Genomic DNA, 24,994 nt, shown 5'->3' on the forward strand with positions numbered 1-24,994 from the left:
TACCGCGGAACACCCTCCTCGTGGGTGAGACTATTCTCACTCTCACCAGGACTATTTCTGTGGATAACTCGACGTGGAACCGGTTCCACTGTCGGAGGATCATGCTAGTCACAGGCCGGGTTCGATGCTCACGTCGCGTTCCAGAGGTCGCGGTAGTACGCGAGCCGATCGCGATCGGGCGCCACGCCGTACGCGGCGATGAGCGCGTCTTCCCACCCCGGGCCGTAGTTCCACTCGGTGCTCATGGCGGCCACCGCGATGTCGGCCCACCGGTCGCCGACGCCGAGGGCGCCGAGGTCGACGTGCGCGAGCCATCCGCCGTCGTCACCCAGCAGGGTGTTGGGGCAGCACGCGTCGCCGTGGCAGACGACGAGCTGGTCGACTGGCGGCCCCTCCTGCAAGGCCACGGGCAGGCGGATGCCGCGGGCAGCGGCATGAGAGACGCGAGACCGCACGCTCCAGTCGAACGGACAGTCTGCGACAGGAAGTGCCTCGTGGAGGGCTCGCAGCCCTTCGCCGACGGCGCGCACCGCGGTCGCAGGGTCGTCGGCGAGCCAGTGCGGGTCGACGGCGGAGCGTCCGTCGATTGCGCGTGTCACGAGCCATTCGTGGGCGTCGTCCTCCCCGCTCTCGAGGACCTCGGGGACCCGCGTGAACGCGTGCGCCCACTCCATCCGCTCCGCCTCCGCTCGCATGGAGGTTTCCGCCTGCTGCGGCCCGTACTTGATGTACCGCCCGTCATCGCTGCGAAAGGTCACTCCACCCATGCCGTTCCGCCATACCGCGCGCAGCGCGGCTCCCCGCGCGAGCGCGCGCACGGCACCGGGCACGGCGAGATCCGGCGCCGGGATGCTCACCGAGCAGAGCCCCTCAGCAGGTCCCGCAGCACGACGGCACCGTTGTGCTCGGCGTCGTGCGACGCGTACAGCAGCGTCACGACGGGGTGGCCCGCCACCTCGCCGCGCAGCCGGTCGAGCCCATCGCCGGCGGCGAGCTCGGCGCGATAGCGGCTCTCGAACTCCGGCCACGCGAGACCCTCGTGGTGGAACGCCCGCCGAAGCTGGGGTGACGGGGCGACGTCCTTCGCCCACAGATCGAGCGCGGCGCGCTCCTTCGACAGGCCGCGGGGCCACAGCCGGTCGACCAGCACGCGGAACCCGTCGGCATCCGTCGCCTCGTCGTAGACGTGCTTCACTCGCAGCTCCATCCCGCCAGTCAACCCCGAACCTCGCATCCTCGCCACCGCCGTGATGAGATGGGGCATGCCCTCTGCCGCCGTCACCCGCCGGGTCGGTCCGCTCGCGGCCGTCGAGGGAGGACAGCCGGCCCTCGCGGTCGGGGATATCGACGTCCATCACGTGCGGCTCAGCGTCGCCGGACTCACGCCGCACCTCGCGGAGGCGCCGTCGGGCTTCGTCCCCTGGGCCGACGTGCGCGAGATCCGCCTGGATGTGCCGACCACCTGGTGGCCGCATCCCGCACTCGGCGATTCCGTCGGGCCGGTGATCGAGGGGCTGTTCGGCGGCGCCGCCATCGAGGTGACCGAGACCCCCACCTTCCCGGTGCACGTCCGCACCGCCGACGGTGCGCAGCTCGAATGGTCCGCCACGACCCACTACCTGTCGGGATATCGGCGAAAGGATGCCGCGATGTCGGCCCGCCTGGTCGATCATCTCGTTGCACATCCGGACGCGCGCGGGCTGCTCGCGCAGCCGGTCGCGCTGCTCGATCGCCTGGCCCAGATCCTGCGGCAGCCGCCTCCCGCCACGCCCTGACGTGATACTGCGTCTCGCGTATGCTGGGACGCAGTTGCACGGATCTGCCACGAGCGCCGCGCGACGGCATCCGGACTTCGAAGGAGAATCCATGGAGATCGCAGGAGCATCCGCCCTCGTCACCGGCGGCGCCAGCGGACTGGGGCTGGCCACGGCCTCGCGTCTCGCCGCCGCGGGTGCGCACGTCGTGATCATCGACCTGCCCACGTCGCCGGGCGCCGAGCGGGCGCAGGACATCGGCGGCACCTTCGTGCCCGCCGACGTCACCGACCCGGCACAGGTCGCCGCCGCTGTCGCCGCCGCCGGCGAGCACGGGCCACTGCGCGTCGTCGTGAACTGCGCCGGCATCGCGCCACCCGCCAAGGTGCTGGACCGTGAGGGCGACCCCACCGATCTCGCGCACTTCGAGCGGATCGTGCGCGTCAACCTCGTCGGCACCTACAACGTCATCGCGCAGGCGGCAGCCGCGATCGCGCGCACCGACCCGGCGCCCGACGGAGACCGCGGAGTCATCGTGAACACGGCCTCCGTCGCCGCCTTCGACGGTCAGATCGGGCAACCGGCGTACTCGGCGAGCAAGGGCGGCGTGCACGCCATGACCTTGCCGATCGCGCGCGAACTGGCGCGGTACGGCATCCGCGTGTGCACGATCGCTCCCGGCATCATGGAGACCCCCATGCTCGCGGGCCTCCCCGAGGCCGCGCAGCAGAGCCTCGGCCAGCAGGTGCCCTACCCGGCGCGACTCGGCCGGCCCGACGAGTACGCGAGCCTCGTGCTCGAGATCGTCCGCAACGGCTACCTGAACGGCGAGACCATCCGCCTGGACGGCGCGATCCGGATGGCGCCGAAGTGAGCACCCCCGCCGAAACGCGTCACCGACACCCGCGCAAGGAGATGCCTGCATGACCGACTCCATCCTCTACACCCGTGACGGCGCTCTCGCGCGCCTGACCTTCAACCGGCCCGCTTCGCTCAACGCGATGGGCTTCGAGATGGGGAAGCGGTGGCGTGACCTGGCGCACGAGATCACCGCCGACGACACGGTCGGCGCCGTGCTGCTGGATGCCGCGGGTCCGGCGTTCTGCGCGGGTGGCGACGTCGTCGAGATGGCGACCTCCGGTGCCGCGGGCGCCGACGTCACCGCCGCCGCCCACCGCATCCACGACGGCATCCGCACGTTCATCGAGTCCGACAAGCCCGTCATCGCCGCGGTCCAAGGCGCCGTCGCCGGAGGCGGGCTCGGGCTCATGCTCACCGCCGATTACGTCGTCGCGGCGGAGCGCGCGAAGTTCGTCAGCAAGTACGCGAACATCGGCCTCACCCCCGACCTCGGGGTCTCGACCCTGCTGCCCGCCGCGATCGGCCAGACCCGCGCACTGCGCCTGCTGCTGCAGGACGAGACGATCGACGCGCAGACGGCGCTGGACTGGGGGCTTGTGACCGAGGTCGCCGCCGATCCGGCTGCGCGTGCCGCCGAGGTCGCCGCCTTCTGGCTCGAGAACGCGACCGCCGCGTTCGGTCAGGCCAAGCGCCTCATCCGCGCCGGCGCCCGCCGCGCCTTCGCCGAGAACCTCGACGACGAGGCGCGCTCGATCGGCGCGCGGTTCGACACCCCCGAGTCGAAAGCGCGCGTGGCAGCGTTCGCCGCGGCATCCCGTCGAAGCACCAAGGAGTGACTGTGACCCTCACCGGAAAGACCATTTTGATGTCGGGCGGCAGCCGCGGCATCGGCCTCGCGATCGCGCTGCGGGCGGCGCGCGACGGCGCGAACATCGCGCTCATGGCGAAGACGGACACCCCGCATCCGAAGCTCGAGGGCACCGTCCACTCCGCCGCCGAGGCCATCGAAGCGGCGGGCGGTCGCGCGCTCCCGATCGTCGGCGACGTGCGCAACGACGACGACATCACCGAGGCGGTGCTGAAGACGCAGGGCGAGTTCGGCGGCATCGACATCGTCGTCAACAACGCCTCCGTGATCGACCTGTCCGGGTCGCTGGATCTCGCCGCGAAGAAGTACGACCTCATGCAGGACGTCAACGTCCGCGGCACGTTCATGCTCAGCCGCGCCGCGGTGCCGATCCTGAAGGATGCCGAGAACCCGCACATCCTGTCGCTGTCGCCGCCCCTGAACATCACGCCGCGCTGGCTCGGCGCCCACACCGGCTACACGCTCGCGAAGTACGGCATGACGATGGCGACGCTCGGCATGGCGGCCGAGTTCGCCGACGACGGCATCGCGGCGAACACCCTGTGGCCCGAGACGACGATCGCGACCGCCGCCGTGCAGTTCGCCCTCGGCGGCGACCGCATGATGAAGGTCAGCCGCACGCCCGAGGTCTACGCCGACGCCGCCTACGAGGTGCTCACGAAGCCCGCGCGGGAGTACACCGGCCAGACGCTCATCGTCGAACAGGTGCTGCGGGACGCCGGGGTCACCGACTTCGCGAAGTACGCCGCGACCCCCGGGACGCCCGACAGCGAGCTGTTCCCCGACATCTTCCTCTAGACGAGGTCGAGTTCGACGAAGGCGTTCCACACGCCGTCGTCGAGCACTCCCGTCGTGACGCGGTCGGCGCGGGCCTGCAGTTCGGGGTCGGCGCCGGCCATCGCCACCGAGTCGCCGCACACCTCGAACATCTCCACGTCGTTCCAGCTGTCGCCGATGCCGACGGCCTCTTCCGGCGACCGGCCGAGGTGCGCGAGCACCTCGAGGATCGCCGCGCCCTTCGTGACGCCGGCGAGGGAGATCTCGCCGTTCGAGCCGCCGGGCAGGGGCATGCTGCCCGGGATCACGTGGAACCGGTCGCCGAGATCGCGCTGCGCCCGGTCGACGCCATCGGAGCGTTCGCTCACGAAGACCGCCTTCGCCACGGCGTCGAGGTCGGCCTGCGCGAGCGGCAGATAGCGGTTCGTCGCGTCGGCCATCACGGCGTCGAGGAGGTCGTCCTGTGCGTCCGCGTCCGCGTTGGTGAGCCCCAGGTGGCGGAGGTCCTCCGCTCGCCGCTCGGCGCGCAGCCGTGCGAACTCGGCCATCATCGCGAAGATGCCGGCGCTGGCATACACGTGCTCGTCCGTCTGCAGGAAGTACTCGATCCCACGCGAGGTGAAGTAGTCCGTGAGGCGCTCGACGTCCGCCCGGGGCATCGGGTGCGAGACGAGCACCTCGTCACCGCGCGTGGCGAACGCGCCGCCGTTGGTGATCGCCCCGTCGAAGCCGATCGCGAGGACGTCGGGGTGCACATCGCCCGCGGACCGCCCGGTGCACAGGTACACCAGGTGCCCGTTCGCCCGCGCGGTCCGGATCGCGGTGACGGTCGAGGGGGCGATGACGGAGCCGTGCTCCAGGATCGTCCCGTCGACATCGATGAACACGATGCGCGAAGGGGATGCCGAAGTCACGGCATCCATCCTTCCAGAGCCGCATGAACGGAATCTGGACAGGGCGATGCGGCCGGGGCGTCCCGCACCTCAGATCAGCCCGTTGACGGCGAAGGCTCGCAGGATGCCGTCGTCGATCGCCGTGGTCACCTGGTCGGCGAGCGCCTTCACGCCGTCCACGGCATTGCCCATCGCGATCGCGGTGCCGCACACCTCGAACATCTCGGCGTCGTTCCAGTTGTCGCCGATCCCGATCGCGTCGGCGGGGTCCATGCCCAGGTGCGCGAGGACCGCCTCCTGGTCGAGTCGCTCGAGGACGAACTGGATGTGGTCGAGGACGGCGATCGTGAAACCGCGGCCGAGTGCGCGACGGAGGCTGCGTTCGGCGCCGTCGACGGCGCGGGTGACCGCCTCGAGCACGGGGTAGGGCACCTCGGAGAGAAGCCGCAGTTCGTTCTCGCCGCCGTCGCCGGAGTCGAGGATGAACGTCTTCTCCACCTTCGCGGGATCGATCGCGTCGTCGGGCTTCAGCCCGAAGGCGAGGCCGCGTCCCATGAGGACCCGCTCGCGCCCCGACTCGTCGATCGCGATCACGACGTTGTTGTTGGCACCTTGTGCACCGGGACGGCGTGCGTCGGGTGGGTGCGCCGAGCGGATGCCGCGGCGTCGGGGGTGCTCATGCTGAGAAGTCTAGAAGTGCTTGACGAACGGCCGACGGTCGTCAATAATCGCTCCAGGCGATAAATCGATTTATCACGAGGAAGTGATGACATGGCTCGGGTGCGTATCTCCGATGTGGCGGCGGCGGCCGGAGTGTCGGTCACGACGGTCTCGCTCGTGCTCAACGATGTCGAGTCGCGTATCTCGCAGGAGACCCGCGACCGCGTGCGTGCGGCGGCCACCGCGGTCGGATACGAGCCCAGCGCACTCGCGCGCGGGCTTCGCCGGCAGCGCACCAAGACGGTAGGCCTGATCTCCGACCAGATTGCGACGACACCCTTCGCGGGGCGCATGCTCGCCGGCGCTCAGGACGTCGCCCGGGCCAACGAGCACCTCGTCTTCCTCGTCGACACCGGTTCGGACACGGAGGTCGAGGAGGCCGCCATCCGTGCGCTCACCGCGCAGCAGGTGGACGCGCTCATCTACGCCGCGATGTGGCATCGGGTCGTCTCGGCCGACGTCAGCCTGCCCGCGGGTACCGTGCTGCTCGATTGCCGCCCGGCGGACGGCGTCGTCGGTTTTCCCAGTGTCGTCCCTGATGACCGCGAGGGCGGGGCGGCGGCAACGCGCGAACTCGTCGCCGCCGGTCACACACGTATCGCCTACATCGACACGGCCGAGGCCGCCACCCGGCCTCTCGCCGCCGACCTCCGTCTTCAGGGCTACCGCGCGGTGCTCGCCGAGGCCGGCATCGCGATCGACGACCGGCTGCACGTGCACGGGGAGACCTCGCACCGCGGCGGTCGCGAGGCCGCCGACCGTCTTCTCGATCTGCCCGAGCACCACCGCCCCACGGCGATGTTCTGCTTCAACGACCGCATGGCGACCGGCGCGTACACCGCGATCCACGCGCGCGCACTGCAGATTCCGGGAGACATCTCGATCATCGGCTACGACGACCAGCAGTTCATCGCCGCCGAACAAGACCCTCCCTTGACCACGATCGCCCTGCCCCATTACGAGATGGGCCGCTGGGCGATGGAGGTTGCACTCGGCATCCGCGAGGGGGGCGTGGATGCCGTTCACCAGATGGAGTGTCCCGTCATCCGACGAGACTCCGTGGGTCCGCCGCCGGCGCACGTCGGCAAACAGAACCGGCGACGGACCTCACAACACACCGAGCGGTCGCTTTCGGCGACCCCCGACCGGTGACCGGCGCACGCGTCGATCACGAGACAAGGAAATCACAATGAAGCGCACATCCGTGTCGTTCCTCGCTGCGGCGGGGCTCGTCGGTGTGCTGACGCTGACCGGCTGTGGACAGGCCGGCACGGGCGACAGCACGACCGCGGACGGTCGTACCAAGCTGACGATGTGGACCCATTCGGCCGGAAACCCTGCCGAGTTGGCGGTCTATCAGCAGATCATCTCGGACTTCAACGCGTCGCAGGACACGTACGAAGTGGTCGAGGAATCCTTCCCCCAGGGCGCGTACAACGACGCCGTCGTCGCTGCCGCGGCATCCGGGGACCTTCCCTGCCTGCTCGACCTCGACGGGCCGATCATGCCCAACTGGGCGTGGGCCGGCTACCTGCAGCCGCTGGGCATCGACACGAAGATCACCGATGCGCTGCTGCCGACCGCCGTCGGAAAGTGGGACGGACAGATCTACTCCGCCGGCTATTGGGATGCCGCGCTGTCGATCTTCGCCCGGAAGTCGGTGCTGGAGAAGAACGGCATCCGCATCCCGACCGTCGACGAGCCGTGGACGAAGGACGAGTTCGGCTCGGTCTTGGCGACGTTGAAGGCCGCCGGCTACGACACCCCGATCGACATCGGCGCTGAGGACAAGGGCGAGTGGTGGCCCTACGCGTACTCGCCGTTCCTGCAGAGCTTCGGCGGCGACCTCATCGACCGCTCCACCATGCTCACCGCCGACGGCGCGCTCAACGGCAGCGACGCGGTGGCCTGGGGTACGTGGTTCCAGAACCTGTTCAAGGACGGCTACGCCAACGCGGACGGCACGGTTGGCAACCAGGAATTCGTCGACAACAAGGTGGCCCTCAGCTACACGGGCGTGTGGAACGCGCTCGCGTCGGTCGACGCCGTCGGGGACGACCTCGCGATCCTGCCTCCGCCGGACCTCGGCGCCGGCCCGAAGATCGGCGGCGGATCCTGGCAGTGGGCCATCTCCAAGGGATGCAACGACGCCGATGGTGCGCGCAAGTATCTCGAGTTCAGCTTCCAGGACAAGTACATCACCCAGTTCGCCGATCAGCAGATCGTCATTCCCGCGACCGACTCCGCCGCGCAGGCGTCGAAGTACTTCAACGACAAGGGCGTCCTGCGTCCGTTCGTCGAGCTCTCGCAGAAGTTCGCCGTTCTGCGCCCGGAGACGCCGGCCTATGCCGTCATCTCGACCACGTTCGAGACCGCGGCGAAAGACATCATGAACGGCGCCGACGTCAAGACCTCGCTCGACCAGGCGGTCAGCGAGATCGACGCCAACATCTCGTCCAACGACGGGTACGGCTTCAAGAAGTGAGCCTGGGCGGGTGGGGCGCTCACACGTCCCACCCGCTCCGCTCGCCGACCTCGAAAGAGTCACCATGACTGTCACCCCTGCCACGGCCGTGGCCGAGAAGCCGCGGCGCGCCCTGAGCCGCTTCCGCTCCATCCGCGGACGCGAGACGTGGGCCGGTCTGGCGATGATCGCCCCGGCCGGCATTCTCCTCCTCCTGTTCCTCGTCATCCCCGTGCTGCTCGCCTTCGGCCTCTCGTTCACGAACGCGCGCCTCATATCGCCGAACCCGCCGCGCTTCGTCGGCCTCGACAACTTCGCCCGTGCATTCGGCGCCGACCCGATGTTCCTGCAGTCGGCCTGGAACACCTTCCTGTTCGCGCTCGTCGTGGTGCCGGTGCAGGCCGGCCTCGGCCTGCTGCTGGCGGTGCTGGTCAACCGCCGGATGCGGGGGGTCACCGCGTTCCGCGTGATCTTCTTCATCCCGGTCGTGACCTCGATCGTCGTCGTCTCGATCCTCTGGAAGTTCATGTACCAGAAGGACGGGCTCATCAACTCGTTCATCGACACGCTCACCTTCGGCGCGTGGCAGAGCGTGGACTGGTTGAACAATCCGGCGACCGCACTGCCCGCGATCATCGTGCTGTCGATCTGGCAGGCGGTCGGCTTCCACATGATCATCTGGCTCTCGGGCCTGCAGACGATCCCCGAGGAGCTCTACGAGGCCGCGAAGATGGACGGCGCGAGCCCCTGGCGCCAGTTCACGAGCGTGACCTGGCCGGGCCTGCGCCCCACCATGGTCTTCGTCCTCGTCACGATCACGATCGCCGCGCTCGGACTGTTCGTGCAGGTGGACGTCATGACGCAGGGCGGGCCGACCGGCTCGACCTCCACGATCGTCTACCACGCCGTGCGCAAGGGCTACCAGCAGCAGGAGATCGGGTACGCCGCGGCGATCTCGTTGATCTTCTTCGTCGCGGTACTGATCATCGCGCTCATCCAGCGCCGGCTCACGCGAGACAAGGACTGAGTCATGACCGCCACTGTCACCCCGGCACCCGTCCCGGCATCCGTGCTGCGCCCGGTGCGCAAAGACGCGAGCGAGCGGCGTCGTCGGCGCATCGGGAAGATCCTCACCTACGTCGTGATGAGCGGCTTCGGGGTTCTCTTCCTCTTCCCGCTCGTTTTCATGTTCGTCTCCAGCCTCAAGCCCGACGCGCAGATCCTGCGCGACGTCAACTCGCCGGCGGCCTTCCTCCCCGTCGGCGACATCAGCCTCGACAACTACTTCGGCGTCTTCGACCGCGTTCCCGTCGCCCAGTTCATGTTCAACTCGGTGCTGGTCACCGTGCTGACCGTGGGCCTGGGGCTCATCGTCAACTCGATGGCCGGCTTCGCCCTGTCACGGCTGAGGTGGAAGGGGCGGCTCGTCGTGATGGCCCTGATCATCGCGACCCTCATCGTGCCGTTCGAGACGATCGCCGTGCCGATGGTCTACTGGGTGTCCCACCTGCCGACTCTGGTGATGGAAGGCGGCGTGCTGAAGTACGACTTCGGCTGGCTGAACACCTACCAGGTGCAGATCGTGCCGTTCATCGCCAACGCGTTCTCGATCTTCCTGTTCGCGCAGTACTTCTCGACGATTCCGGCCTCGCTCGATGAGGCGGCGCGCATCGACGGCGCCAGCTGGTTCACCGTCTACCGGCGCATCATCGTGCCGCTGTCGGGGCCGGCGTTCGCGACCGTCGCGATCCTCACGTTCCTTCCCGCATGGAACCAGTACCTGTGGCCGCTCATGGTGGTGCAGAAGGAGGGCCTGAGGCCCGTGATGGTCGGGATGCAGTACTTCTTCCAACTGAACACGGCGTGGGGAGAGGTCATGGCGTACACCTCGCTGATCACCCTCCCCGTCCTCATCGTGTTCCTCGTCTTCCAGCGCGCGTTCGTCAGCAGCATCGCGGCCAGCGGAGTGAAGGGCTAAGCGCACATGTTCGACCTCTCCTCCTCCTGGGTCTGGGACTACTGGTTCGCCGACGACGGTGAGACCTACCACCTCTTCTTCCTCTATGCCTCGCGCGCCCTGCACGACCCGGACGCGCGCCACTACCGGGCCTCGGTCGGCCACGCCGTGTCCGACGACCTCGTGACGTGGACGCCGGTCGCCGACGCGATCGTCCGCGGCGAAGCGGGCAGCTTCGACGACCTTGCGACCTGGACCGGCTCGACCGTCCGCGGCGACGACGGGCTCTGGTACCTCTTCTACACGGGGTCGTCGCTGGCGCCCGACGGCAAGAACGTGCAGCGGATCGGCTGTGCGACCTCGCCCGATCTCCTGGTGTGGACGAAGGCGCCGGGGCCGCTGCTGTCGGCCTCCGGCCCCTGGTACGAGACGCTCGCCGACGGCGACTGGCACGACGAGGCGTTCCGCGACCCCTGGGTGTTCGCCGACCCCGATGGCGACGGCTGGCACATGCTGGTGACCGCCCGTGCCCCCGAGGGGCCGGCCTTCGGCCGGGGCGTCATCGGCCACGGCTGGTCACCCGACCTGAAGACGTGGGAGCTGCGACCGCCGCTGTCGGCGCCCAGCGAGCGGGGCTTCGGGCAGCTCGAGGTCATGCAGGTCGAGGTCGTCGACGGGCGGCCCGTGCTGCTGTTCTCCTGCCTGGCGGAGCACGCGATGCCGGCCCGCGCCGCCGAACGCGGCGGTACGTGGGCGGTTCCCGCGGCGAGCGTGCTCGGGCCGTTCGACGTCGAGGAGGCCTACCCCCTCACCGACGCGAGCCTCTACGTCGGGCGGCTGCTCCGACGGCGCGACGACGGTCAGTGGCTGCTGTTCGCTTTCCACAACCTCGACGAGCACGGCGCGTTCGTGGGCGGCATCACCGACCCCCTTCCCGTCGGCTGGGTCGATGGCCGCCTCACCGTGCGGGAATCGGCGACCCGTCCGCCCGCCGCTCATCCAGGTGGCGTCGGTACCCTGGAGTCATGACCGATCCCAGCCCCGTGCGCACCACCCGTCCCCGTCAGGTGCGCCCGCGCGCGGAAGGCTGGACCCAGCGGCTCGACGCCGAGGGCAAGCCCCTCCTGCAGTTCGCCGCCCCCAAGAAGGGGATGCCGCCCGTACACCTCGCCGACGTCACGCCCGAGCAGCGCGTCGAGAAGGTCAAGGAGTTGGGGCTGCCGGGGTTCCGGGCGAAGCAGGTCGAGAAACACTACTTCCAGCACTACACGTCGGATCCCGCCGCAATGACCGACCTCCCGGCATCCGGTCGGGAGGAGCTCGTCGCGGGCCTGCTGCCGCATCTGCTCACCGAGGTGCGACGGCTGGAGACCGACCGCGGCGACACGATCAAGTTCCTCTGGAAGCTGCACGATGGGGCGCTCGTCGAGTCGGTGCTCATGCGCTACCCCGGTCGCATCACCCTGTGCGTGTCGTCGCAAGCGGGGTGCGGCATGAACTGTCCGTTCTGCGCGACGGGCCAGGCGGGACTCACCCGCAACATGTCGGCGGCGGAGATCATCGAGCAGGTCGTCCGCGCGAACGCGGCGATCCGCGCCGGTGAGCTGGGCCCCGCCGAGCACGCCGACGAGCGCGTCACCAACATCGTCTTCATGGGGATGGGGGAGCCCCTCGCCAACTACAACCGGGTGATGCAGGCCGTCCGCACGATGGTCGACAAGGATCACGGCCTCGGGATGAGCGCGCGCGGTGTGACGGTGTCGACCGTGGGCCTCGTGCCGGCGATCAACAAACTCGCCGCCGAGGACATCCCGGTGACCTTCGCGCTGTCGCTGCACGCGCCCGACGACCAGCTGCGCGACGAGATGATCCCGATCAACTCGCGCTGGAAGGTCGACGAGGCGCTGGATGCCGCGCGCGGCTACTTCGAGAAGACCGGCCGCCGCGTGTCGATCGAGTACGCCCTGATCAAGGACATGAACGATCACGCGTGGCGCGCCGATCTGCTCGCGACGAAGCTCAACGAGCGCGGCCGCGGGTGGGTGCACGTGAACCCGATTCCGCTGAACCCGACGCCCGGGTCGGTGTGGACGGCCTCCGAGAAGGACGTGCAGCGCGAGTTCGTCCGCCGCCTCAACGAAGCCGGCATCCCGACGACCCTCCGCGACACCCGCGGCAAGGAGATCGACGGCGCGTGCGGCCAGCTCGTCGCGACCGAGGAAGACCGCGCGGTCGCGGCATCCGTCCCCGTCGAGGTGTGACCGCCGCCGGCCCACAGCATCCGCCACGGCGTTAGTTTGGGGGAATGGTCAATTATCGCTATCTCGGCAACAGCGGCTTCAAGGTCTCGGAGATCACGTACGGCAATTGGGTGACCCACGCCTCCCAGGTGGGAAACGAGGCCGCCATCGCGACGGTTCACAAGGCGCTCGACCTCGGCATCACGTCGTTCGATACCGCGGATGCCTACGCCAACACCGCCGCGGAGGTCGTGTTGGCCGACGCGCTGAAAGGCCTCGAGCGCACCGACTACGAGGTCTTCACGAAGGTCTACTGGCCCATCGGCAAGAAGGGGCCGAACGATCAGGGTCTGTCGCGCAAGCACCTCTTCGACGGCATCCACGGCTCTCTCCGTCGACTGAACGTCGACTACGTCGACCTGTACCAGGCGCACCGCTTCGACTACGAGACCCCGCTCGAGGAGACGATGCAGGCGTTCGCCGATATCGTGCGCCAGGGCAAGGCCCTCTACATCGGCGTCAGCGAGTGGACGGCTGAGCAGCTGCGCGAAGGCGCCGCACTCGCCAAGGAGCTGAACTTCCAGCTCGTCAGCAACCAGCCGCAGTACTCGGCGCTCTGGCGCGTCATCGAGGGCAAGGTCGTGCCGACCTCCGAAGAGCTCGGCATCTCTCAGATCGTCTGGTCGCCGATGGCGCAGGGCGTGCTCAGCGGCAAGTACCTGCCCGGTCAGCCCGTTCCCGACGGCTCGCGGGCGACCGACGAGAAGAGCGGGGCGAACTTCATCAAGCGCTTCCTGCAGGACGACACGCTCGCCGCCGTGCAGAAGCTCAAGCCGATCGCCGAGCAGGCGGGCCTCACCATGCCGCAGCTGGCGATCGCATGGGTGCTGCAGAACCCGAACGTCTCGGCGGCTCTCGTGGGTGCCTCGCGTCCCGAGCAGCTCGAGGACTCCGTCAAGGCGTCCGGCGTCGTCCTCGATGCCGAGGTGATGTCGGCGATCGATGAGGCCCTCGCACCCGCCGCGGTCACCGACCCCGAGGAGACCTACACGGTCTCGCCGGCCTCGCGTCCGCTCTGAGCGCTCTCACGGTGAGAAACGTCGTCTGACGATGGTCACGACGAGCGCCGGCATCCTGCTGTACCGGACCGATCCGGACGGCAAGGTGTCGGCGCTCGTCGCACATATGGGCGGTCCGTTCTGGGCGCGCAAGGACGAGGGGGCCTGGTCGATCCCGAAGGGAGAGTTCGACCCGCGGTCGGAGTCGGCGAGGGATGCCGCCGCGCGCGAGTTCCGCGAAGAGCTCGGCGTCGATCCGCCGGACGTCCCGTATGTCGAGCTCGGCACCTTCGCGTACTCTTCGGGCTCGAAGAAGGTCACGGTGTTCTGCGGCGACGGCACGGGATTCCTCGCCTCCGACGCCGACCGCGCCGCGCTCGTGTTCGGCGAGTTCGAGATGGAGTGGCCGCCGCGGTCGGGACGCCGTCAGAGCTTTCCCGAGATCGACCGCGTGGCCTGGATGCCGCTCGCGGAAGCCGGTCCCCGCCTGGTCGCCGGGCAGCGACCGGCGCTCGACGCGTTGGAAGTGCTGCTGCGTCAGGAATGACCCTCTTGCGGCCGTGCCGCCGCCGGCGAAGACTGTGCGCGACGAAGGGGGCCCTCATGGCACACGGCGACATCACGCACATCGACATCCCGGTCGCGGACCTGGCGAAGGCCGCGGCGTTCTACTCCGAGCTGTTCGGATGGCAGATCGCGGAGCCGCCGGGCTTCGAGGGCTACCCGATGTGGTCGGCCCCCAACGGCATCAGCGGCGGCGGACTCGCCCCGCGCAGCGAGGGGTTCACCCAGCCGCGTTCGTACGTCGAGGTCGATTCGATCGACGACACCATCGCCAAGGCCGAGGCCGCGGGCGCAACCGTCGCCATGGGTAAGCAGCCGATCACGGCGAAGAGCTGGTGGGCGGTGATCGTCGACCCCGACGGCAACCACATCGGCCTGTTCGAGGGAACGACCCAGGACTAGCGCTTCTTCGTCGGCGCCGCCGACACGTCGAGTTGAGGATGCAGGCCGCCCAGCGACGACCACGCACTCGCGGTGCCCTTCGCGGCGTGCTCGGCGCCACGGACGGCGCGTTCGTCGGCCCACTCGTTCAGCACGTGTCCGCGGTGCCCGCGCACGTGCTCGAGTACGACGTCGGGAAGTCCTGCCGCGCGGCGCGCGTCGCGAGCGGCGATGAGTTGTTCGAGCAGGTCGCGGTTCTTGGTGGGGGCTCCGGTGGAGGTTTTCCAGCCGCGTCGGCGGTGGCCATCCATCCACGAGGAGTATGTGTCGATCGCGTACTTCGAGTCCGCCTGCACGACCAGGTGAGGGATATCCGCGTGATCTTCGATGGCTTTCAGCATGCCCATGAGCTCGCCGATGTTGTTCGTGCCGACGGGGATGGCGCCCGCCGCCCAGTGGCCGTCCTCGCCGACCCACGCCCATCCCGTCGGTCCCGGGTTGCCCTTGCAGGCGCCGTCAGTAGCCACGGTGTAGGTGTCGGTCGGGTCGGTCGCAGAAGTCACCGTTCGACGGTACTCGATGGGGCCGACGGCGGATGCCGCGGGTGCGTCGCGGTTCCTCTCGTGTCGGAGGTTGCCGGTAGCGTCGGGGTTGCCCTTCGAGTGCGCGCGGCCCTTCGTGCGGGTGTCGAGATCGAAGTCCGCGCAGAGCCGGCGTCGCACCGCGGCATCGGCCCCGCCGCAGCCCGTGCGCAGGCGGCAGAGCTGGTCGATCGCCTCGCCTCCGGACAGGTTCGGCCACAGGTCCACGGGTCGCCGCCGAGCACGGTTGCCGAGCCGGACGTCGGCCGCGCCAGCCCGACCGTGAGGTCGAGCCCGTCGAGGGCGTGCACGCGGCCGTAGTGCTTCGTGAGGGCGTCCGTGCGGATGACGGCGGTCATGCGCCGGATGCTACGCCGAGGGCGGGTGCAGGATAGATGCGACACCCGCCCTCTCCCCCGGTGCGTCGGGGACGGCGCTCAGATCTGCGAGCGCGGCCCGGGTTCGACGATCTTGTTGAAACCGGTGACCGGCTGGTTCTCATCGAACGACACCACGGGCCGGCGGAACCCTCGGGTGAGGAAGACGAGGTACACGAGCCCGAGTCCCGTCCAGATGAGACCGACGATGAGCGCGTGATCGTCCAGGTTCACCCACAGCAGTCCGGTCAGCGCCATGCCGATCGCGGGCATCACGATGTAGTTGATGATGTCGCGCGGCGTCCGTCGACGTCCCTGGCGAATCGCGAACCAGGCGATCACCGAGATGTTCACGAAGGTGAACGCGATGAGGGCGCCGTAGTTGATGTAGTCGACGATCTGATCGAGCGTGAACGCGATCGCCGCCAGGCTCACGATGCCGACCAGCACCACCGTGAACGCGGGCGTGTGGGTGCGGGGGCTGATGTAGCCGAAGAAGCGCTTCGGCAGCACGCCGTTGCGGCCCATGACCAGCAGCATGCGGGCGACCGAGGCGTGCGAGGCGAGCCACGACGCCAAGGTCGCCGCGAAGCCGGCCGCCGTCAGCACCGACTGCAGCACGATGCCGCCGACCTGCGAGCCGATCTCCGGCAGCGTTGAGTCGGCGATCGCCTCGGGCGGGAACGCCTCGTGCGCCGGGAAGCGCAGCTGCGTGAAGTAGGCCGCGACGAGGAAGATCGCGCCGCCCACCAGCACGGTCAGCAGGATCGCCCGCGGCATGGTCTTCGGGTTCTTCGCCTCCTCCGCGTACATCGTCACCGCGTCGAAGCCGATGAAGGAGAAGCAGACGATGGTCGCACCCGCCAGCACCGCGCCGAACTCGACCTCGGGGTGGAAGAACGGCTGCACCGAGGCGACCGTGCCGGCGCCGGCGCCCTGAACCAATTGCACGATGACCATGACGACGAACACCGCCATGACCACGATCGAGAAGATCAGCAGGATCATGTTGACGTTGGAGGTGCCGCGCATCGTCAGGTAGATGATCCCGGTGACGCCCGCGGTGAAGGCCACCACCCACACCCATCCCGGGATGTCGGGGAGGAGCGCCTCCATGTAGCTGCGCAGGATCAGCGCGTTGACCATCGGCAGCAGCAGGTAGTCGATGAGCGACGTCCAGCCGACGAGGAAGCCGAGGCTCGGGTGCATCGATTCGCGGACGTACGTGTACGCGGAGCCGGCGCTCGGGATGACGCCGACCATCTTGCCGTAGCTGATCGCGGTGAAGCCCATGACGACGAGGGCGAGCGCGTAGGCGGCGGGGACGACGTTGTTGGTCTCGACGGCGACATAGCCGAAGGTGTCGAACACGACCGTCGGGGTCATGTAGCCGAGGCCGAGACCGACGATGGACCAGACTCCCAGAGAGCGCGCAAGGGTGGCGGAGCGAGAGGATGCCGACGTGGCGGCCAGTGACTCGTTCGTGATTCCTCCTGATGGTGAGGTGTTTCGGGTGCTCGAATACTAGGGTCGCCGTGTTTCGTTTGTGTAGCGTCGCCGTCACCTCCGATGACGCGTGGGCGCCATGTTCGGACGATTCGACCGGGGATCGCCCGTTCGCGGACGAAGGGTGTGGGCTCAGACCCCGCGCAGCCCGTCGGTGCGCTCGAAGATGAGGCTCGTGTTGGTCGCCGCGACGATGGAGTGCGTCGAGAGGTGGTCGGTGACGAAAGAGCGCAGGTCGGCGCTGTCGCGCCCGCGGAAGTGGATCACGAAGTCCTCCGCACCGGCGACATAGAAGTACTGGGCGACATCGGGGTGGGTGCGCAGCTCCTCGGCGAAGCGGGTCAGCTGCGCGCGTGCCCCCGGGCGGATCCGCACCGAGACCAGAGCCTCGGTGCGGTACCCCAGTGCTCCCGGGTCGACGTCGATCGTGAAGCGACGGATCACCCCGCGTGACACGAGACGCGAGATGCGCGCGTGGACGGTCGACGCGGCGAGGCCCAGGGTCGCGGCAAGACGACTGAGCGGCTGGCGGGCATCGTCGCGTAACTCGTCGATGAGTCGGAGATCGGCGGCATCCAGTGAAGGATCGGCGGGAGGAACGGACATCTTCCGAGCATATTTCGGAACAGTGAGCCAGTTTCACCGAATTTTCGGATGCTCTTGTCGAGTGCCGAGCGGGCTGACATCGTGATCGCGCTGCACCGCTCCACCCCCTTTCCCGCGGACCATGTCGAAGGAATCCCGCCCATGATCATCGGCGTTCCCACAGAGATCAAAGACAGCGAGCGCCGCGTCGGCATGACGCCGACGGGGGTCGACGAGCTCTCTGCACACGGCCACCGGGTGCTCATCCAGAGCGGCGCCGGCGTCGGGTCGGGTTTCGGCGATGACGCCTACCGCGCCGCCGGAGCCGAGATCGTGGCCGAGGCCGCCGATGTCTGGGGCGGCGCGGACCTTCTCGTCAAGGTCAAGGAGCCGATCGCGCCCGAGTACGGCTTCCTGCGCTCGGACCTGACGCTGTTCACCTACCTGCATCTGGCCGCCGCGCCGGCGCTGACGACGGCTCTCCTGGATGCCGGTACCACCGCCATCGCCTACGAGACGGTTCAGCTGCCCGATCGGTCGCTGCCGCTGCTGGCCCCCATGAGCGAGATCGCCGGCCGACTGTCGGTGCAGGTGGGTGCGCAGCAGTTGCTCGGCCCGGTCGGCGGACGTGGCGTCCTGCTCGGTGGCGTGCCCGGCACCCCGCGCGGGCGTGTCGTGGTGATCGGTGGTGGCGTCGCCGGCACCCACGCCGCACAGATGGCCGTGGGACTCGGAGCGCACGTCACCATCGTCGACCTGTCGATCCCGCAGCTGCGCCGCCTCGACGAGCGTTTCGACGGCCGCGTCGACACGCGTGTGTCCACCCGTTCGACGATTGCCGACCTCGTCGCCGACGCCGACCTCGTCATCGGCTCGGTGCTGGTACCCGGCGCCGCGGCGCCCAAGCTCGTGACGCTCGACATGGTCGAGCGCATGCGGCCGGGCTCGGTGCTCGTCGACATCGCGGTCGACCAGGGCGGCTGCTTCGAGGGCACCCACGCGACCACGCACACCGATCCGACCTATCGGGTGCACGACGCCATCTACTACGCCGTCGCCAACATGCCCGGAGCGGTGCCGTTGACCTCGACCCTCGCGCTCACCAACGCGACGCTGCGATACACGCTCGCGCTCGCCGATCGCGGCACCGAGGCGGCGCTCGAGGCCGACGCGTCGCTGCGTGCGGGTCTGTCGATCCGCGGCGGCGAGGTCATCGACACCCGCATCCTCGCCTGAGTTCCTGCGCGGTCAGAGGCGGTTCCAGGCCTCCGTGAGCACGGAGCGCAGGATCTGCTCGATCTCGGTGAACTCGGCGGGGCCGATGGTCAGCGGCGGGGCGAGCTGGATGACGGGGTCGCCGCGGTCGTCGGCGCGGCAGTACAGACCCGCGTCGAACAGCGCCTTGGAGAGGAAGCCGCGCAGCAGCCGCTCCGACTCGTCGTCGTCGAAGGTCTCCTTCGTGGCCTTGTCCTTGACCAGCTCGATGCCGAAGAAGTAGCCGTCGCCGCGCACGTCGCCGACGATCGGCAGGTCGAGGAGCTTCTCGAGTGTCGCGCGGAACACGGGGGAGTTCTCCCGCACGTTCTCAAGCAACTTCTCCTCTTCGAACACGTCGAGGTTCTCCAGCGCGACGGCAGCCGAGACGGGGTGCCCGCCGAAGGTGTAGCCGTGCGGGAACGACAGGTCGCCGTGTGCGAAGGGCTCGTAGACGCGGTCGCTCACGATCGTGCCGCCCAGCGGCGCGTAGCCGCTGGTGACGGCCTTGGCGAAGGTAATCATGTCGGGCTGGTAGTCGTAGGCCTGCGCCCCGAAGTAGTGGCCGAGCCGGCCGAAGGCGCAGATTACCTCGTCGGAGACGAGCAGCACGTCGTAGCGGTCGCAGATCTCGCGCACCCGCTGGAAGTAGCCCGCCGGCGCCGGGAAGCAGCCGCCGGCATTCTGGACGGGCTCGAGGAACACGGCGGCGACCGTCTCGGGTCCTTCGAACTGGATCATCTGCTCGATGCGGTCGGCGGCCCACAGGCCGAACTCCTCCGGAGTTCCCCCGCCGAAGCCCGACTCGGCGGCGCGGTAGTAGTTGGTGTTCGGCACGCGGAAGCCGCCCGGCGTCACGGGCTCGAACATGTGCTTCATGACGGGTAGGCCGGTGATCGCGAGGGCGCCCTGCGTGGTGCCGTGGTAGGCGATCGCGCGCGAGATCACCTTGTGCTTGGTGGGCTTTCCCTGCAGCTTCCAGTAGTGCTTCGCGAGCTTGAAGGCCGTCTCGACCGCCTCGCCGCCGCCGGTGGAGAAGAAGACGTGGTTGAGCTCGCCCGGCGCGAGGTTCGCGATGCGGTCGGCAGCCTCGATGCCCGACGGGTGGGCGTACGACCACAGCGGGAAGAACGCGAGCTCCTCCGCCTGCGTGGCCGCGGCCTGGGCGATGCGCGAGCGGCCGTGTCCGGCGTTGACGACGAACAGGCCGGCGAGCCCGTCGATGTAGCGCTTGCCGCGGGAGTCCCAGATGTGGTGACCCTCACCCTTGACGATGATGGGTACGCCCGAGCCCTCGGTCATCACCGACTGGCGTGCGAAGTGCATCCAGAGGTGGTCGCGGGCCTTGGCCTGCAGGTCGGCGTCGTCGATGGTCATCGTGTCCCCCAGTTGTAGAGCTGACGGTGGAGTTTGAGGTAGACGAACGTCTCGGTCGAGACCACCTCGGGAAGGGCGCGGATCTGCTCGTTGAGCAGGTCCATGAGGTCGTCGTCGTTCTCGCAGACGACCTCGACGAGCAGATCGAACGAGCCTGCCGTCGACACCACGTAGCTGATGCCGGGCAGGGTCGACAGCCGGGCGGCGATGCCGCGGGTGTCACCGGCGACCCGGATGCCGATCATCGCCTGACGCGCGAAGCCGAGCTGGAGCGGGTCGGTGACGGCCACGATCTGCATCACGCCCTGGTCGACGAGCTTCTGCACCCGCTGGCGCGTGGCGGCCTCGCTGAGGCCGACGGCCTTCGCGATCTCGGCGTAGGGCCGGCGTCCGTCCTCCTGCAACTGCTCGATGATCGCTTTGGACGCGGCATCCAGGGGCTGTCGGCGCGAGGGTGCGATTTCCGTCGTCTGAGGCATGATCGGCGACGATATCAATCGCCGCAGTGAACAATCAAGACTGATTCAGAAGTTCGCGGGCGACGCGGCGCTCAGCGCATGGTGTCGAGGATGCCGGTGAGGTCCTCGAACGTGGTGCGGGGGTTCAGGATTGCGAACCGGGCGTTGGCGCGTCCCTCGTGGCTCGACGGTGTCACGAACGCGTGCTGCACGTCGAGGAGGCGCTGCGACCAGGCCTCGTAGTCGGCGCGGGTCCAGCCGTCGCGCTCGAACACGACGACACCGAGCTGCGGCTGGCGCACCAGCGAGAAGCCGGAGCGCACCTCGATCTCATCCGCGATCCGCCGGGCCAGCACGATCGAGGCGCTGACGGCCTCGCGGTACGCGGCCGCGCCGTGCGTGGCGAGCGAGAACCACAGCGGAAGCCCCCGGGCACGGCGGGTGAGGTGCGCGGCGTAGTCGGACGGGCTGTAGTCGGAGCGGTCGGTCAGGGTGTCGAGGTACTCCGCGTGCTGGGTGTGCGCGCGCCGGCCCTGCTCGGGGTCGCGGTAGATGAGCGCGCACGCATCGAACGGGGCGAACAGCCACTTGTGCGGATCGACGATCACCGAGTCGGCCTGCTCGACTCCGGCGTACAGGTGGCGGGCGAGGGGTGAGAGCATGCCGGCGAGGCCGTAGGCGCCGTCGACGTGCAGCCAGATCCCGTGGGCGCGGGCTGCCGCCGCGACACCGGCGATGTCGTCGACGATGCCGAAGTTGGTCGAGCCGGCCGTCGCGACGACGGCGAAGACCCGCTCGTGCACATCGGCCAGCACCGCGGCGACCGCATCGCCGCGCAGCACGCCGTCGGCATCCGTCGGCACCGTGACGACGTCGACGTCCATGACGCGCGCGGCCGACGCGATCGAGGAGTGCGCCTGCGAGCTGCAGACGACGGCCCAGCGGGTCGGCGCGGCGGTACCGGTGTCGGCCCGGTGCGCGCGCGCCGCCTCGCGCGCGGCGACGAGGGCCGACAGGTTGCCGAGCGTGCCGCCCTGCACGAAGACGCCTCCCGCGGATGCCGGCAGGCCGAACTCGTCGGCCAGCCAGCGCAGCACCTCGTTCTCGGCGTGCACGGCGCCGGCACCCTCCAGCCAGGAGCCGCCGTAGAGGGCGCTCGCCGACACGACGAGGTCGAAGGCCGCGGCTGCCTTCGTGGGCGCGGTCGGGATGAACGAGAGGTACCGCGGGTCGTCGGTCGTGATGCAGGCGGGTGCGAGGACGTGCGTGAACACCCCGAGCGCGCGCTCGGCGCCGACCCCCTCTTCGGAGATCGTCCGCCCCGCCAGTCGGCTGAGTTCCGCGGCGGGCAGCGGCTTGTCCAGCGGGGTGTCCTGGGCGAGCAGGCGCTCGCGCGAGTAGTCGAGCACCAGGTCGACGATGCGGCGGGTCTCGGCGGTGACGTCGTGCATGCGGGCGGCATCGGTCATGAATGAGCCTCGGCGGAAGAAGGGGCGGGGGTGGATGCCGGGAGGGCGGGAGTCCGCGGCGGCACCGGCCGCTCGTCGGTCAGCGTCTCGATCGCGCACCCGAGCCGCAGCAGGGCGGCATCGTCACCGGAGCGCCCGGCGATCGTGAGCCCCACCGGCATCCGGGTGTCGTCCATCAGTCCGAGCGGAACGGTCACCGTCGGGATGCCGAGGTGACGGATCGCGAGGTTGCCGTTGGCGACCCAGACGCCGTTGCGCCAGCCGAGTTCGGCGGAGGCGGGGTTCACGTCCATGTCGGCACGACCGACATCGGCGACGGCGGGGAAGACGACGGCGTCGAGGCCGAGGTCGTCCATCCACTCCTCCAGGTCGACCTCTCGCGTGCGCTCCAGGCCGCGAAGGCCGTCTTCGAGTTCGGGCATGTCCCGCCAGGTGACGCCTCGGTGCGCTCGCACCCAGTCGGGATAGCTCGGCAGGTCGTCGTCGAAGCCGTCGTAGCGGTCGGGGAGGGCGCCGGCGGGGTGCGGGAAGATCAGCGCGCCGTCGACGTCGGCGAGCGTGTGCAGTGCCGCGTCGCCGTTGGCGGCGAGGAAGTCGTCCCACGACCATGCCGACAGGTCGAGGATCTCGCGATCAAGGTAAGCGCGGGTCACGAGCCCCCGGGTGAAGATCGTCGGCGCCCCGGGCCGGTCGCCTTCGTAGTTCGACACGACCGGGAAGTCGACCTCGACGACCTCCGCGCCGGCGGCGGTCAGTGCCGCGCGGGTCTTCTCCCACAGCGCGATGATCGACGCGCGCGTCTCGATGCGCTGGCCGGTCGGCCCGCCGATGCCGGGCGTCGGAGCGGTCCCGGCATCCGGATCGGCGTTGATGTACATGCGGGGCACGCCGATCCGCCGTCCTGCCGGGGAGGCACCGTCGGCCAGGGCGGGGTAGGACGCGGGGCGCAGAGCGGACGGCGCCGGCACCGGGATCCACGGCTGCGTGCGCCAGAAGTCGCCGCGGGTGTCGGGGTCGTCGGCGACGATCACGTCGAGCACCTCGAGCAGGTCGGCCATCGTGCGCGTGTGAGGGACGACGACGTCCATCGTCGGCACGAGCGGCCAGTTGCCGCGCGTCGAGATGACGCCGCGCGAGGGCGTGTAGGCGCACAGCGCGTTGTTCGAGGCCGGCCCACGTCCGCTCGACCAGGTCTCCTCGCCGAGGCCGAACGCGGCGAACGAGGCCGCGGTCGCCGTTCCGGAGCCGTTCGAGGATCCCGAGGCGAACGGGGCGGTGAGCCAGTCGGCGGCGTATGGACTCTCGGCGCGGCCGTAGAGCCCGCGCTGCATGCCGCCGCCGGCCATCGGCGGCATGTTGGTCAGTCCCAGGCAGATGGCACCCCCGGCGCGCAGCCGCTCGATCGTGAAGGCGTCGCGCTGCGCGACGAGCGTGGCGAAGGCGGGGGAGCCGGATGCCGCGGTCAGCCCGCGGACGAGGTAGCTGTCCTTCGCGGTGTAGGGGATGCCGTCCAGCGGTGAGAGCACCTCGCCGCGGGCCCGGCGGGCGTCGGAGGCGGTTGCTTCCGCGTGCGCGTCGGGGTTGCGCACGACGACCGCGTTGAGCGCGGTCGCCGTGTCGGGACCGTCGTAGGCGTCGATGCGCGCGAGGTAGGCCTCGACGAGCTCGACGGCCGTGGTGCGCCCGTCCTCGAGCGCCGCGCGGAGGTCGGCGATGGTGGCCTCGACGACGTCGATCATCGCTCGGCCTCCTGCCCGCCGAGCGCCGGCTGCTGCTGAGTGATGCAGTGGATGCCGCCGCCACGCGCGAAGATCGGGCGAGCGTCGACCGTGACGATCTCGCGCCCCGGGTACGCATCGGCGAGGATCATGCGGGCCTCGGCATCCGCTCTGTCCTCACCGAAGCCGCAGGCGATGACGCCGCCGTTCACGACGAGGTGGTTGACGTAGCTCCAGTCGACGAAGCCCTCGTCGTCGCGCAGGGTCGCCGGCGCGGGCAGCTCGACGATCTCGAGGCGGCGTCCGGCGGCATCGGTGTGGTCGGTGAGCAGCTCGCGCAGCGCCGCGCTGACGGCGTGGTCGGGGTGTGCCGCGTCGCGCTGGGTGTGCAGCAGCACGCGGCCCGGAGAGGGGAAGGTCGCGACGATGTCGACGTGGCCGTTCGTGCCGAAATCGTCGTAGTCGCGAGTGAGACCGCGCGGCAGCCAGATCGCCGTCGTCGTGCCGAGGGTGCGGGCGAACTCCGCCTCGACGCGGGCGCGATCGGCGTAGGGGTTGCGGCGCGGGTCGAGCTGCACCGTGTCGGTGAGCAGCACCGTGCCCTCGCCGTCGACGTGGAAGCCCCCGCCTTCGGCGACCAGGGTCGAGGAGATGAGTTCCGCGCCGACCTCGGCCGCGACGATGCGGGCGTGCTCGGCGGAGCGTTCCCAACGCGCCCAGTCGTGTGCGCCCCAGCCGTTGAAGATCCAGTCGACGGCGCCCAGGATGCCGGGGCGCTCGTCATCCACGACGAAGGTCGGGCCGTGATCGCGCATCCAGAACTCGTCGACCGGCGCCTCGAGGATCGTGACGTCGCCGGGCAGCGTCCGCTGTGCGCGCGCGGTCTCGGCGGGATCGACGATCATCGTGACCGGCTCGAACCGGGCGATGGCGGCGGCGACCTCCGTCCACGCGGCGTAGCCCTCCTCACGCTCGGCGGCGGTGTCGCCGAGCGTGGGGCCCTCCACGGGGAAGGCCATCCATGTGCGCGCGTGTGGCGCGGTCTCGCTCGGCATCCGCCAGCTCATCGGCATCCTCGACTGTCGTCCGGTCCTGGAGTAGCTTATTGATCACATGATCAACTCACCGGAGG

The 24,994-nt window shown here is 69.4% G+C and carries 26 protein-coding genes and 1 pseudogene; 14 read left to right on the forward strand and 13 right to left on the reverse strand.

Translation table 11 applies throughout. The features are described from left to right. Positions 1 to 128: 128 nt before the first annotated feature. A complete protein-coding gene (locus JOD60_RS03965; RefSeq protein ID WP_076688757.1) occupies positions 129 to 857 on the reverse strand; it encodes an aminoglycoside 3'-phosphotransferase in 729 nt (242 codons plus the stop codon). Next, positions 854 to 1,207, reverse strand: coding sequence for a DUF488 domain-containing protein (locus JOD60_RS03970; RefSeq protein WP_198159112.1), 354 nt, complete (start codon positions 1,205 to 1,207; stop codon positions 854 to 856). The genes JOD60_RS03965 and JOD60_RS03970 overlap by 4 nt, the downstream gene beginning before the upstream one ends. A gap of 55 nt (positions 1,208 to 1,262) precedes the next feature. On the opposite strand from JOD60_RS03970, the gene JOD60_RS03975 reads away from it, so the two are divergent. The 4 genes from JOD60_RS03975 (at position 1,263) to JOD60_RS03990 (ending at position 4,281) form a co-directional block, all read left to right on the forward strand. Next, positions 1,263 to 1,775, forward strand: a complete 513-nt coding sequence (locus JOD60_RS03975; RefSeq protein ID WP_076688759.1) for a hypothetical protein — start codon at positions 1,263 to 1,265, stop codon at positions 1,773 to 1,775. A gap of 91 nt (positions 1,776 to 1,866) precedes the next feature. Next, positions 1,867 to 2,628 carry an SDR family NAD(P)-dependent oxidoreductase gene (locus tag JOD60_RS03980; protein WP_076688761.1) on the forward strand — a complete coding sequence of 254 codons (762 nt, stop codon included), beginning with the start codon at positions 1,867 to 1,869 and terminating at the stop codon, positions 2,626 to 2,628. Positions 2,629 to 2,677: 49 nt separating this feature from the next. Beyond that, complete coding sequence (locus tag JOD60_RS03985; protein WP_076688763.1) at positions 2,678 to 3,451, forward strand: enoyl-CoA hydratase/isomerase family protein; 774 nt, start codon at positions 2,678 to 2,680, stop codon at positions 3,449 to 3,451. 2 nt (positions 3,452 to 3,453) lie between these two features. Then, the gene (locus JOD60_RS03990) at positions 3,454 to 4,281 is read left to right on the forward strand and encodes an SDR family oxidoreductase (RefSeq protein WP_076688765.1); all 828 of its coding nucleotides are present in this window, start codon (positions 3,454 to 3,456) and stop codon (positions 4,279 to 4,281) included. On the opposite strand, the gene JOD60_RS03995 is transcribed toward JOD60_RS03990, so the two are convergent. Together JOD60_RS03995 and JOD60_RS16995 are read right to left on the reverse strand one after the other, a co-directional pair. Further along, positions 4,278 to 5,174, reverse strand: coding sequence for a Cof-type HAD-IIB family hydrolase (locus tag JOD60_RS03995; protein ID WP_372430790.1), 897 nt, complete (start codon positions 5,172 to 5,174; stop codon positions 4,278 to 4,280). The two genes, JOD60_RS03990 and JOD60_RS03995, sit on opposite strands and share 4 nt — an antisense overlap. Positions 5,175 to 5,243: 69 nt before the next feature. Next, entirely contained in the window at positions 5,244 to 5,747 is a 504-nt protein-coding gene (locus JOD60_RS16995; protein ID WP_084201879.1) for an HAD hydrolase family protein, read from the reverse strand. A 177-nt stretch (positions 5,748 to 5,924) separates the two neighbouring features. Between JOD60_RS16995 and JOD60_RS04010 the strand changes: the two genes are divergently transcribed. The 9 genes from JOD60_RS04010 (at position 5,925) to JOD60_RS04050 (ending at position 14,558) form a co-directional block, all read left to right on the forward strand. Further along, a complete protein-coding gene (locus JOD60_RS04010; protein ID WP_076688769.1) occupies positions 5,925 to 7,025 on the forward strand; it encodes a LacI family DNA-binding transcriptional regulator in 1,101 nt (366 codons plus the stop codon). 37 nt (positions 7,026 to 7,062) lie between these two features. After that, entirely contained in the window at positions 7,063 to 8,358 is a 1,296-nt protein-coding gene (locus JOD60_RS04015) for a sugar ABC transporter substrate-binding protein (RefSeq protein ID WP_076688771.1), read from the forward strand. 64 nt (positions 8,359 to 8,422) lie between these two features. Beyond that, positions 8,423 to 9,364 (forward strand): carbohydrate ABC transporter permease, encoded by a 942-nt coding sequence (locus JOD60_RS04020; RefSeq protein ID WP_084201880.1) that lies wholly within the window; start codon positions 8,423 to 8,425, stop codon positions 9,362 to 9,364. 3 nt (positions 9,365 to 9,367) lie between these two features. Then, complete coding sequence (locus JOD60_RS04025; RefSeq protein ID WP_076688773.1) at positions 9,368 to 10,315, forward strand: carbohydrate ABC transporter permease; 948 nt, start codon at positions 9,368 to 9,370, stop codon at positions 10,313 to 10,315. A gap of 6 nt (positions 10,316 to 10,321) precedes the next feature. Further along, positions 10,322 to 11,323: a glycoside hydrolase family protein gene (locus JOD60_RS04030; RefSeq protein WP_076688776.1), complete on the forward strand. Its 1,002-nt coding sequence runs from the start codon at positions 10,322 to 10,324 to the stop codon at positions 11,321 to 11,323. Next, positions 11,320 to 12,555 (forward strand): dual-specificity RNA methyltransferase RlmN, encoded by a 1,236-nt coding sequence (gene rlmN, locus JOD60_RS04035; protein WP_076688778.1) that lies wholly within the window; start codon positions 11,320 to 11,322, stop codon positions 12,553 to 12,555. Before JOD60_RS04030 ends, rlmN begins: the two co-directional genes overlap by 4 nt. Before the next feature lie 44 nt (positions 12,556 to 12,599). Then, on the forward strand, positions 12,600 to 13,613 hold the full coding sequence (locus JOD60_RS04040; RefSeq protein WP_076688780.1) for an aldo/keto reductase family protein: 1,014 nt from the start codon (positions 12,600 to 12,602) through the stop codon (positions 13,611 to 13,613). 31 nt (positions 13,614 to 13,644) lie between these two features. Continuing rightward, positions 13,645 to 14,139, forward strand: a complete 495-nt coding sequence (locus JOD60_RS04045) for an NUDIX hydrolase (protein ID WP_076688782.1) — start codon at positions 13,645 to 13,647, stop codon at positions 14,137 to 14,139. Between the two features lie 56 nt (positions 14,140 to 14,195). After that, a complete protein-coding gene (locus JOD60_RS04050; RefSeq protein ID WP_076688784.1) occupies positions 14,196 to 14,558 on the forward strand; it encodes a VOC family protein in 363 nt (120 codons plus the stop codon). On the opposite strand, the gene JOD60_RS04055 is transcribed toward JOD60_RS04050, so the two are convergent. The 4 genes and pseudogenes from JOD60_RS04055 to JOD60_RS04070 form a co-directional block, all read right to left on the reverse strand. Then, complete coding sequence (locus tag JOD60_RS04055) at positions 14,555 to 15,100, reverse strand: ribonuclease H family protein (protein WP_076692042.1); 546 nt, start codon at positions 15,098 to 15,100, stop codon at positions 14,555 to 14,557. The two genes, JOD60_RS04050 and JOD60_RS04055, sit on opposite strands and share 4 nt — an antisense overlap. An 87-nt stretch (positions 15,101 to 15,187) precedes the next feature. Next, positions 15,188 to 15,477 (reverse strand): annotated as a pseudogene (locus JOD60_RS04060) (ABC transporter); the annotation flags it as partial. A gap of 78 nt (positions 15,478 to 15,555) precedes the next feature. Further along, positions 15,556 to 16,920, reverse strand: a complete 1,365-nt coding sequence (locus tag JOD60_RS04065) for an APC family permease (RefSeq protein WP_269746959.1) — start codon at positions 16,918 to 16,920, stop codon at positions 15,556 to 15,558. 213 nt (positions 16,921 to 17,133) lie between these two features. After that, entirely contained in the window at positions 17,134 to 17,607 is a 474-nt protein-coding gene (locus JOD60_RS04070; RefSeq protein WP_232321685.1) for an Lrp/AsnC family transcriptional regulator, read from the reverse strand. Between the two features lie 141 nt (positions 17,608 to 17,748). On the opposite strand from JOD60_RS04070, the gene ald reads away from it, so the two are divergent. Further along, positions 17,749 to 18,822, forward strand: a complete 1,074-nt coding sequence (gene ald / locus JOD60_RS04075; RefSeq protein WP_076692044.1) for an alanine dehydrogenase — start codon at positions 17,749 to 17,751, stop codon at positions 18,820 to 18,822. A gap of 12 nt (positions 18,823 to 18,834) precedes the next feature. Here ald and JOD60_RS04080 read toward each other — a convergent pair whose 3' ends face one another. The 5 genes from JOD60_RS04080 to JOD60_RS04100 all read right to left on the reverse strand — a co-directional run bounded on the left by JOD60_RS04080 (position 18,835) and on the right by JOD60_RS04100 (position 24,929). Further along, a complete protein-coding gene (locus tag JOD60_RS04080) occupies positions 18,835 to 20,217 on the reverse strand; it encodes an aspartate aminotransferase family protein (protein WP_076688788.1) in 1,383 nt (460 codons plus the stop codon). Then, positions 20,214 to 20,696, reverse strand: a complete 483-nt coding sequence (locus JOD60_RS04085; RefSeq protein WP_076688790.1) for an Lrp/AsnC family transcriptional regulator — start codon at positions 20,694 to 20,696, stop codon at positions 20,214 to 20,216. The genes JOD60_RS04080 and JOD60_RS04085 overlap by 4 nt, the downstream gene beginning before the upstream one ends. A 71-nt stretch (positions 20,697 to 20,767) precedes the next feature. Further along, positions 20,768 to 22,144 carry a pyridoxal phosphate-dependent decarboxylase family protein gene (locus tag JOD60_RS04090; RefSeq protein ID WP_076688793.1) on the reverse strand — a complete coding sequence of 459 codons (1,377 nt, stop codon included), beginning with the start codon at positions 22,142 to 22,144 and terminating at the stop codon, positions 20,768 to 20,770. Then, positions 22,141 to 23,883 (reverse strand): amidase, encoded by a 1,743-nt coding sequence (locus JOD60_RS04095; RefSeq protein WP_076688795.1) that lies wholly within the window; start codon positions 23,881 to 23,883, stop codon positions 22,141 to 22,143. The genes JOD60_RS04090 and JOD60_RS04095 overlap by 4 nt, the downstream gene beginning before the upstream one ends. Beyond that, positions 23,880 to 24,929 carry an agmatine deiminase family protein gene (locus JOD60_RS04100; RefSeq protein WP_076688797.1) on the reverse strand — a complete coding sequence of 350 codons (1,050 nt, stop codon included), beginning with the start codon at positions 24,927 to 24,929 and terminating at the stop codon, positions 23,880 to 23,882. The genes JOD60_RS04095 and JOD60_RS04100 overlap by 4 nt, the downstream gene beginning before the upstream one ends. Positions 24,930 to 24,994 lie beyond the last annotated feature (65 nt).

Source organism: Microbacterium aurum (assembly GCF_016907815.1).
In the GTDB taxonomy this organism is placed as follows: domain Bacteria; phylum Actinomycetota; class Actinomycetes; order Actinomycetales; family Microbacteriaceae; genus Microbacterium; species Microbacterium aurum.

Bases quoted from the DNA above. Each gene is read 5' to 3' on its own strand.
- JOD60_RS04020 (WP_084201880.1), top strand. From the start codon at position 8,423: ATGACTGTCACCCCTGCCACGGCCGTGGCCGAGAAGCCGCGGCGCGCC.
- JOD60_RS04025 (WP_076688773.1), top strand. From the start codon at position 9,368: ATGACCGCCACTGTCACCCCGGCACCCGTCCCGGCATCCGTGCTGCGC.
- JOD60_RS04070 (WP_232321685.1), bottom strand. From the start codon at position 17,607: ATGTCCGTTCCTCCCGCCGATCCTTCACTGGATGCCGCCGATCTCCGA.
- JOD60_RS04090 (WP_076688793.1), bottom strand. From the start codon at position 22,144: ATGACCGATGCCGCCCGCATGCACGACGTCACCGCCGAGACCCGCCGC.
- JOD60_RS04080 (WP_076688788.1), bottom strand. From the start codon at position 20,217: ATGACCATCGACGACGCCGACCTGCAGGCCAAGGCCCGCGACCACCTC.
- JOD60_RS04085 (WP_076688790.1), bottom strand. From the start codon at position 20,696: ATGCCTCAGACGACGGAAATCGCACCCTCGCGCCGACAGCCCCTGGAT.
- JOD60_RS04030 (WP_076688776.1), top strand. From the start codon at position 10,322: ATGTTCGACCTCTCCTCCTCCTGGGTCTGGGACTACTGGTTCGCCGAC.
- rlmN (WP_076688778.1), top strand. From the start codon at position 11,320: ATGACCGATCCCAGCCCCGTGCGCACCACCCGTCCCCGTCAGGTGCGC.
- JOD60_RS04050 (WP_076688784.1), top strand. From the start codon at position 14,196: ATGGCACACGGCGACATCACGCACATCGACATCCCGGTCGCGGACCTG.
- JOD60_RS03985 (WP_076688763.1), top strand. From the start codon at position 2,678: ATGACCGACTCCATCCTCTACACCCGTGACGGCGCTCTCGCGCGCCTG.
- JOD60_RS04095 (WP_076688795.1), bottom strand. From the start codon at position 23,883: ATGATCGACGTCGTCGAGGCCACCATCGCCGACCTCCGCGCGGCGCTC.
- JOD60_RS04040 (WP_076688780.1), top strand. From the start codon at position 12,600: ATGGTCAATTATCGCTATCTCGGCAACAGCGGCTTCAAGGTCTCGGAG.
- JOD60_RS03980 (WP_076688761.1), top strand. From the start codon at position 1,867: ATGGAGATCGCAGGAGCATCCGCCCTCGTCACCGGCGGCGCCAGCGGA.
- JOD60_RS04015 (WP_076688771.1), top strand. From the start codon at position 7,063: ATGAAGCGCACATCCGTGTCGTTCCTCGCTGCGGCGGGGCTCGTCGGT.
- JOD60_RS03970 (WP_198159112.1), bottom strand. From the start codon at position 1,207: ATGGAGCTGCGAGTGAAGCACGTCTACGACGAGGCGACGGATGCCGAC.
- JOD60_RS04100 (WP_076688797.1), bottom strand. From the start codon at position 24,929: ATGAGCTGGCGGATGCCGAGCGAGACCGCGCCACACGCGCGCACATGG.
- ald (WP_076692044.1), top strand. From the start codon at position 17,749: ATGATCATCGGCGTTCCCACAGAGATCAAAGACAGCGAGCGCCGCGTC.
- JOD60_RS03975 (WP_076688759.1), top strand. From the start codon at position 1,263: ATGCCCTCTGCCGCCGTCACCCGCCGGGTCGGTCCGCTCGCGGCCGTC.
- JOD60_RS04045 (WP_076688782.1), top strand. From the start codon at position 13,645: ATGGTCACGACGAGCGCCGGCATCCTGCTGTACCGGACCGATCCGGAC.
- JOD60_RS04010 (WP_076688769.1), top strand. From the start codon at position 5,925: ATGGCTCGGGTGCGTATCTCCGATGTGGCGGCGGCGGCCGGAGTGTCG.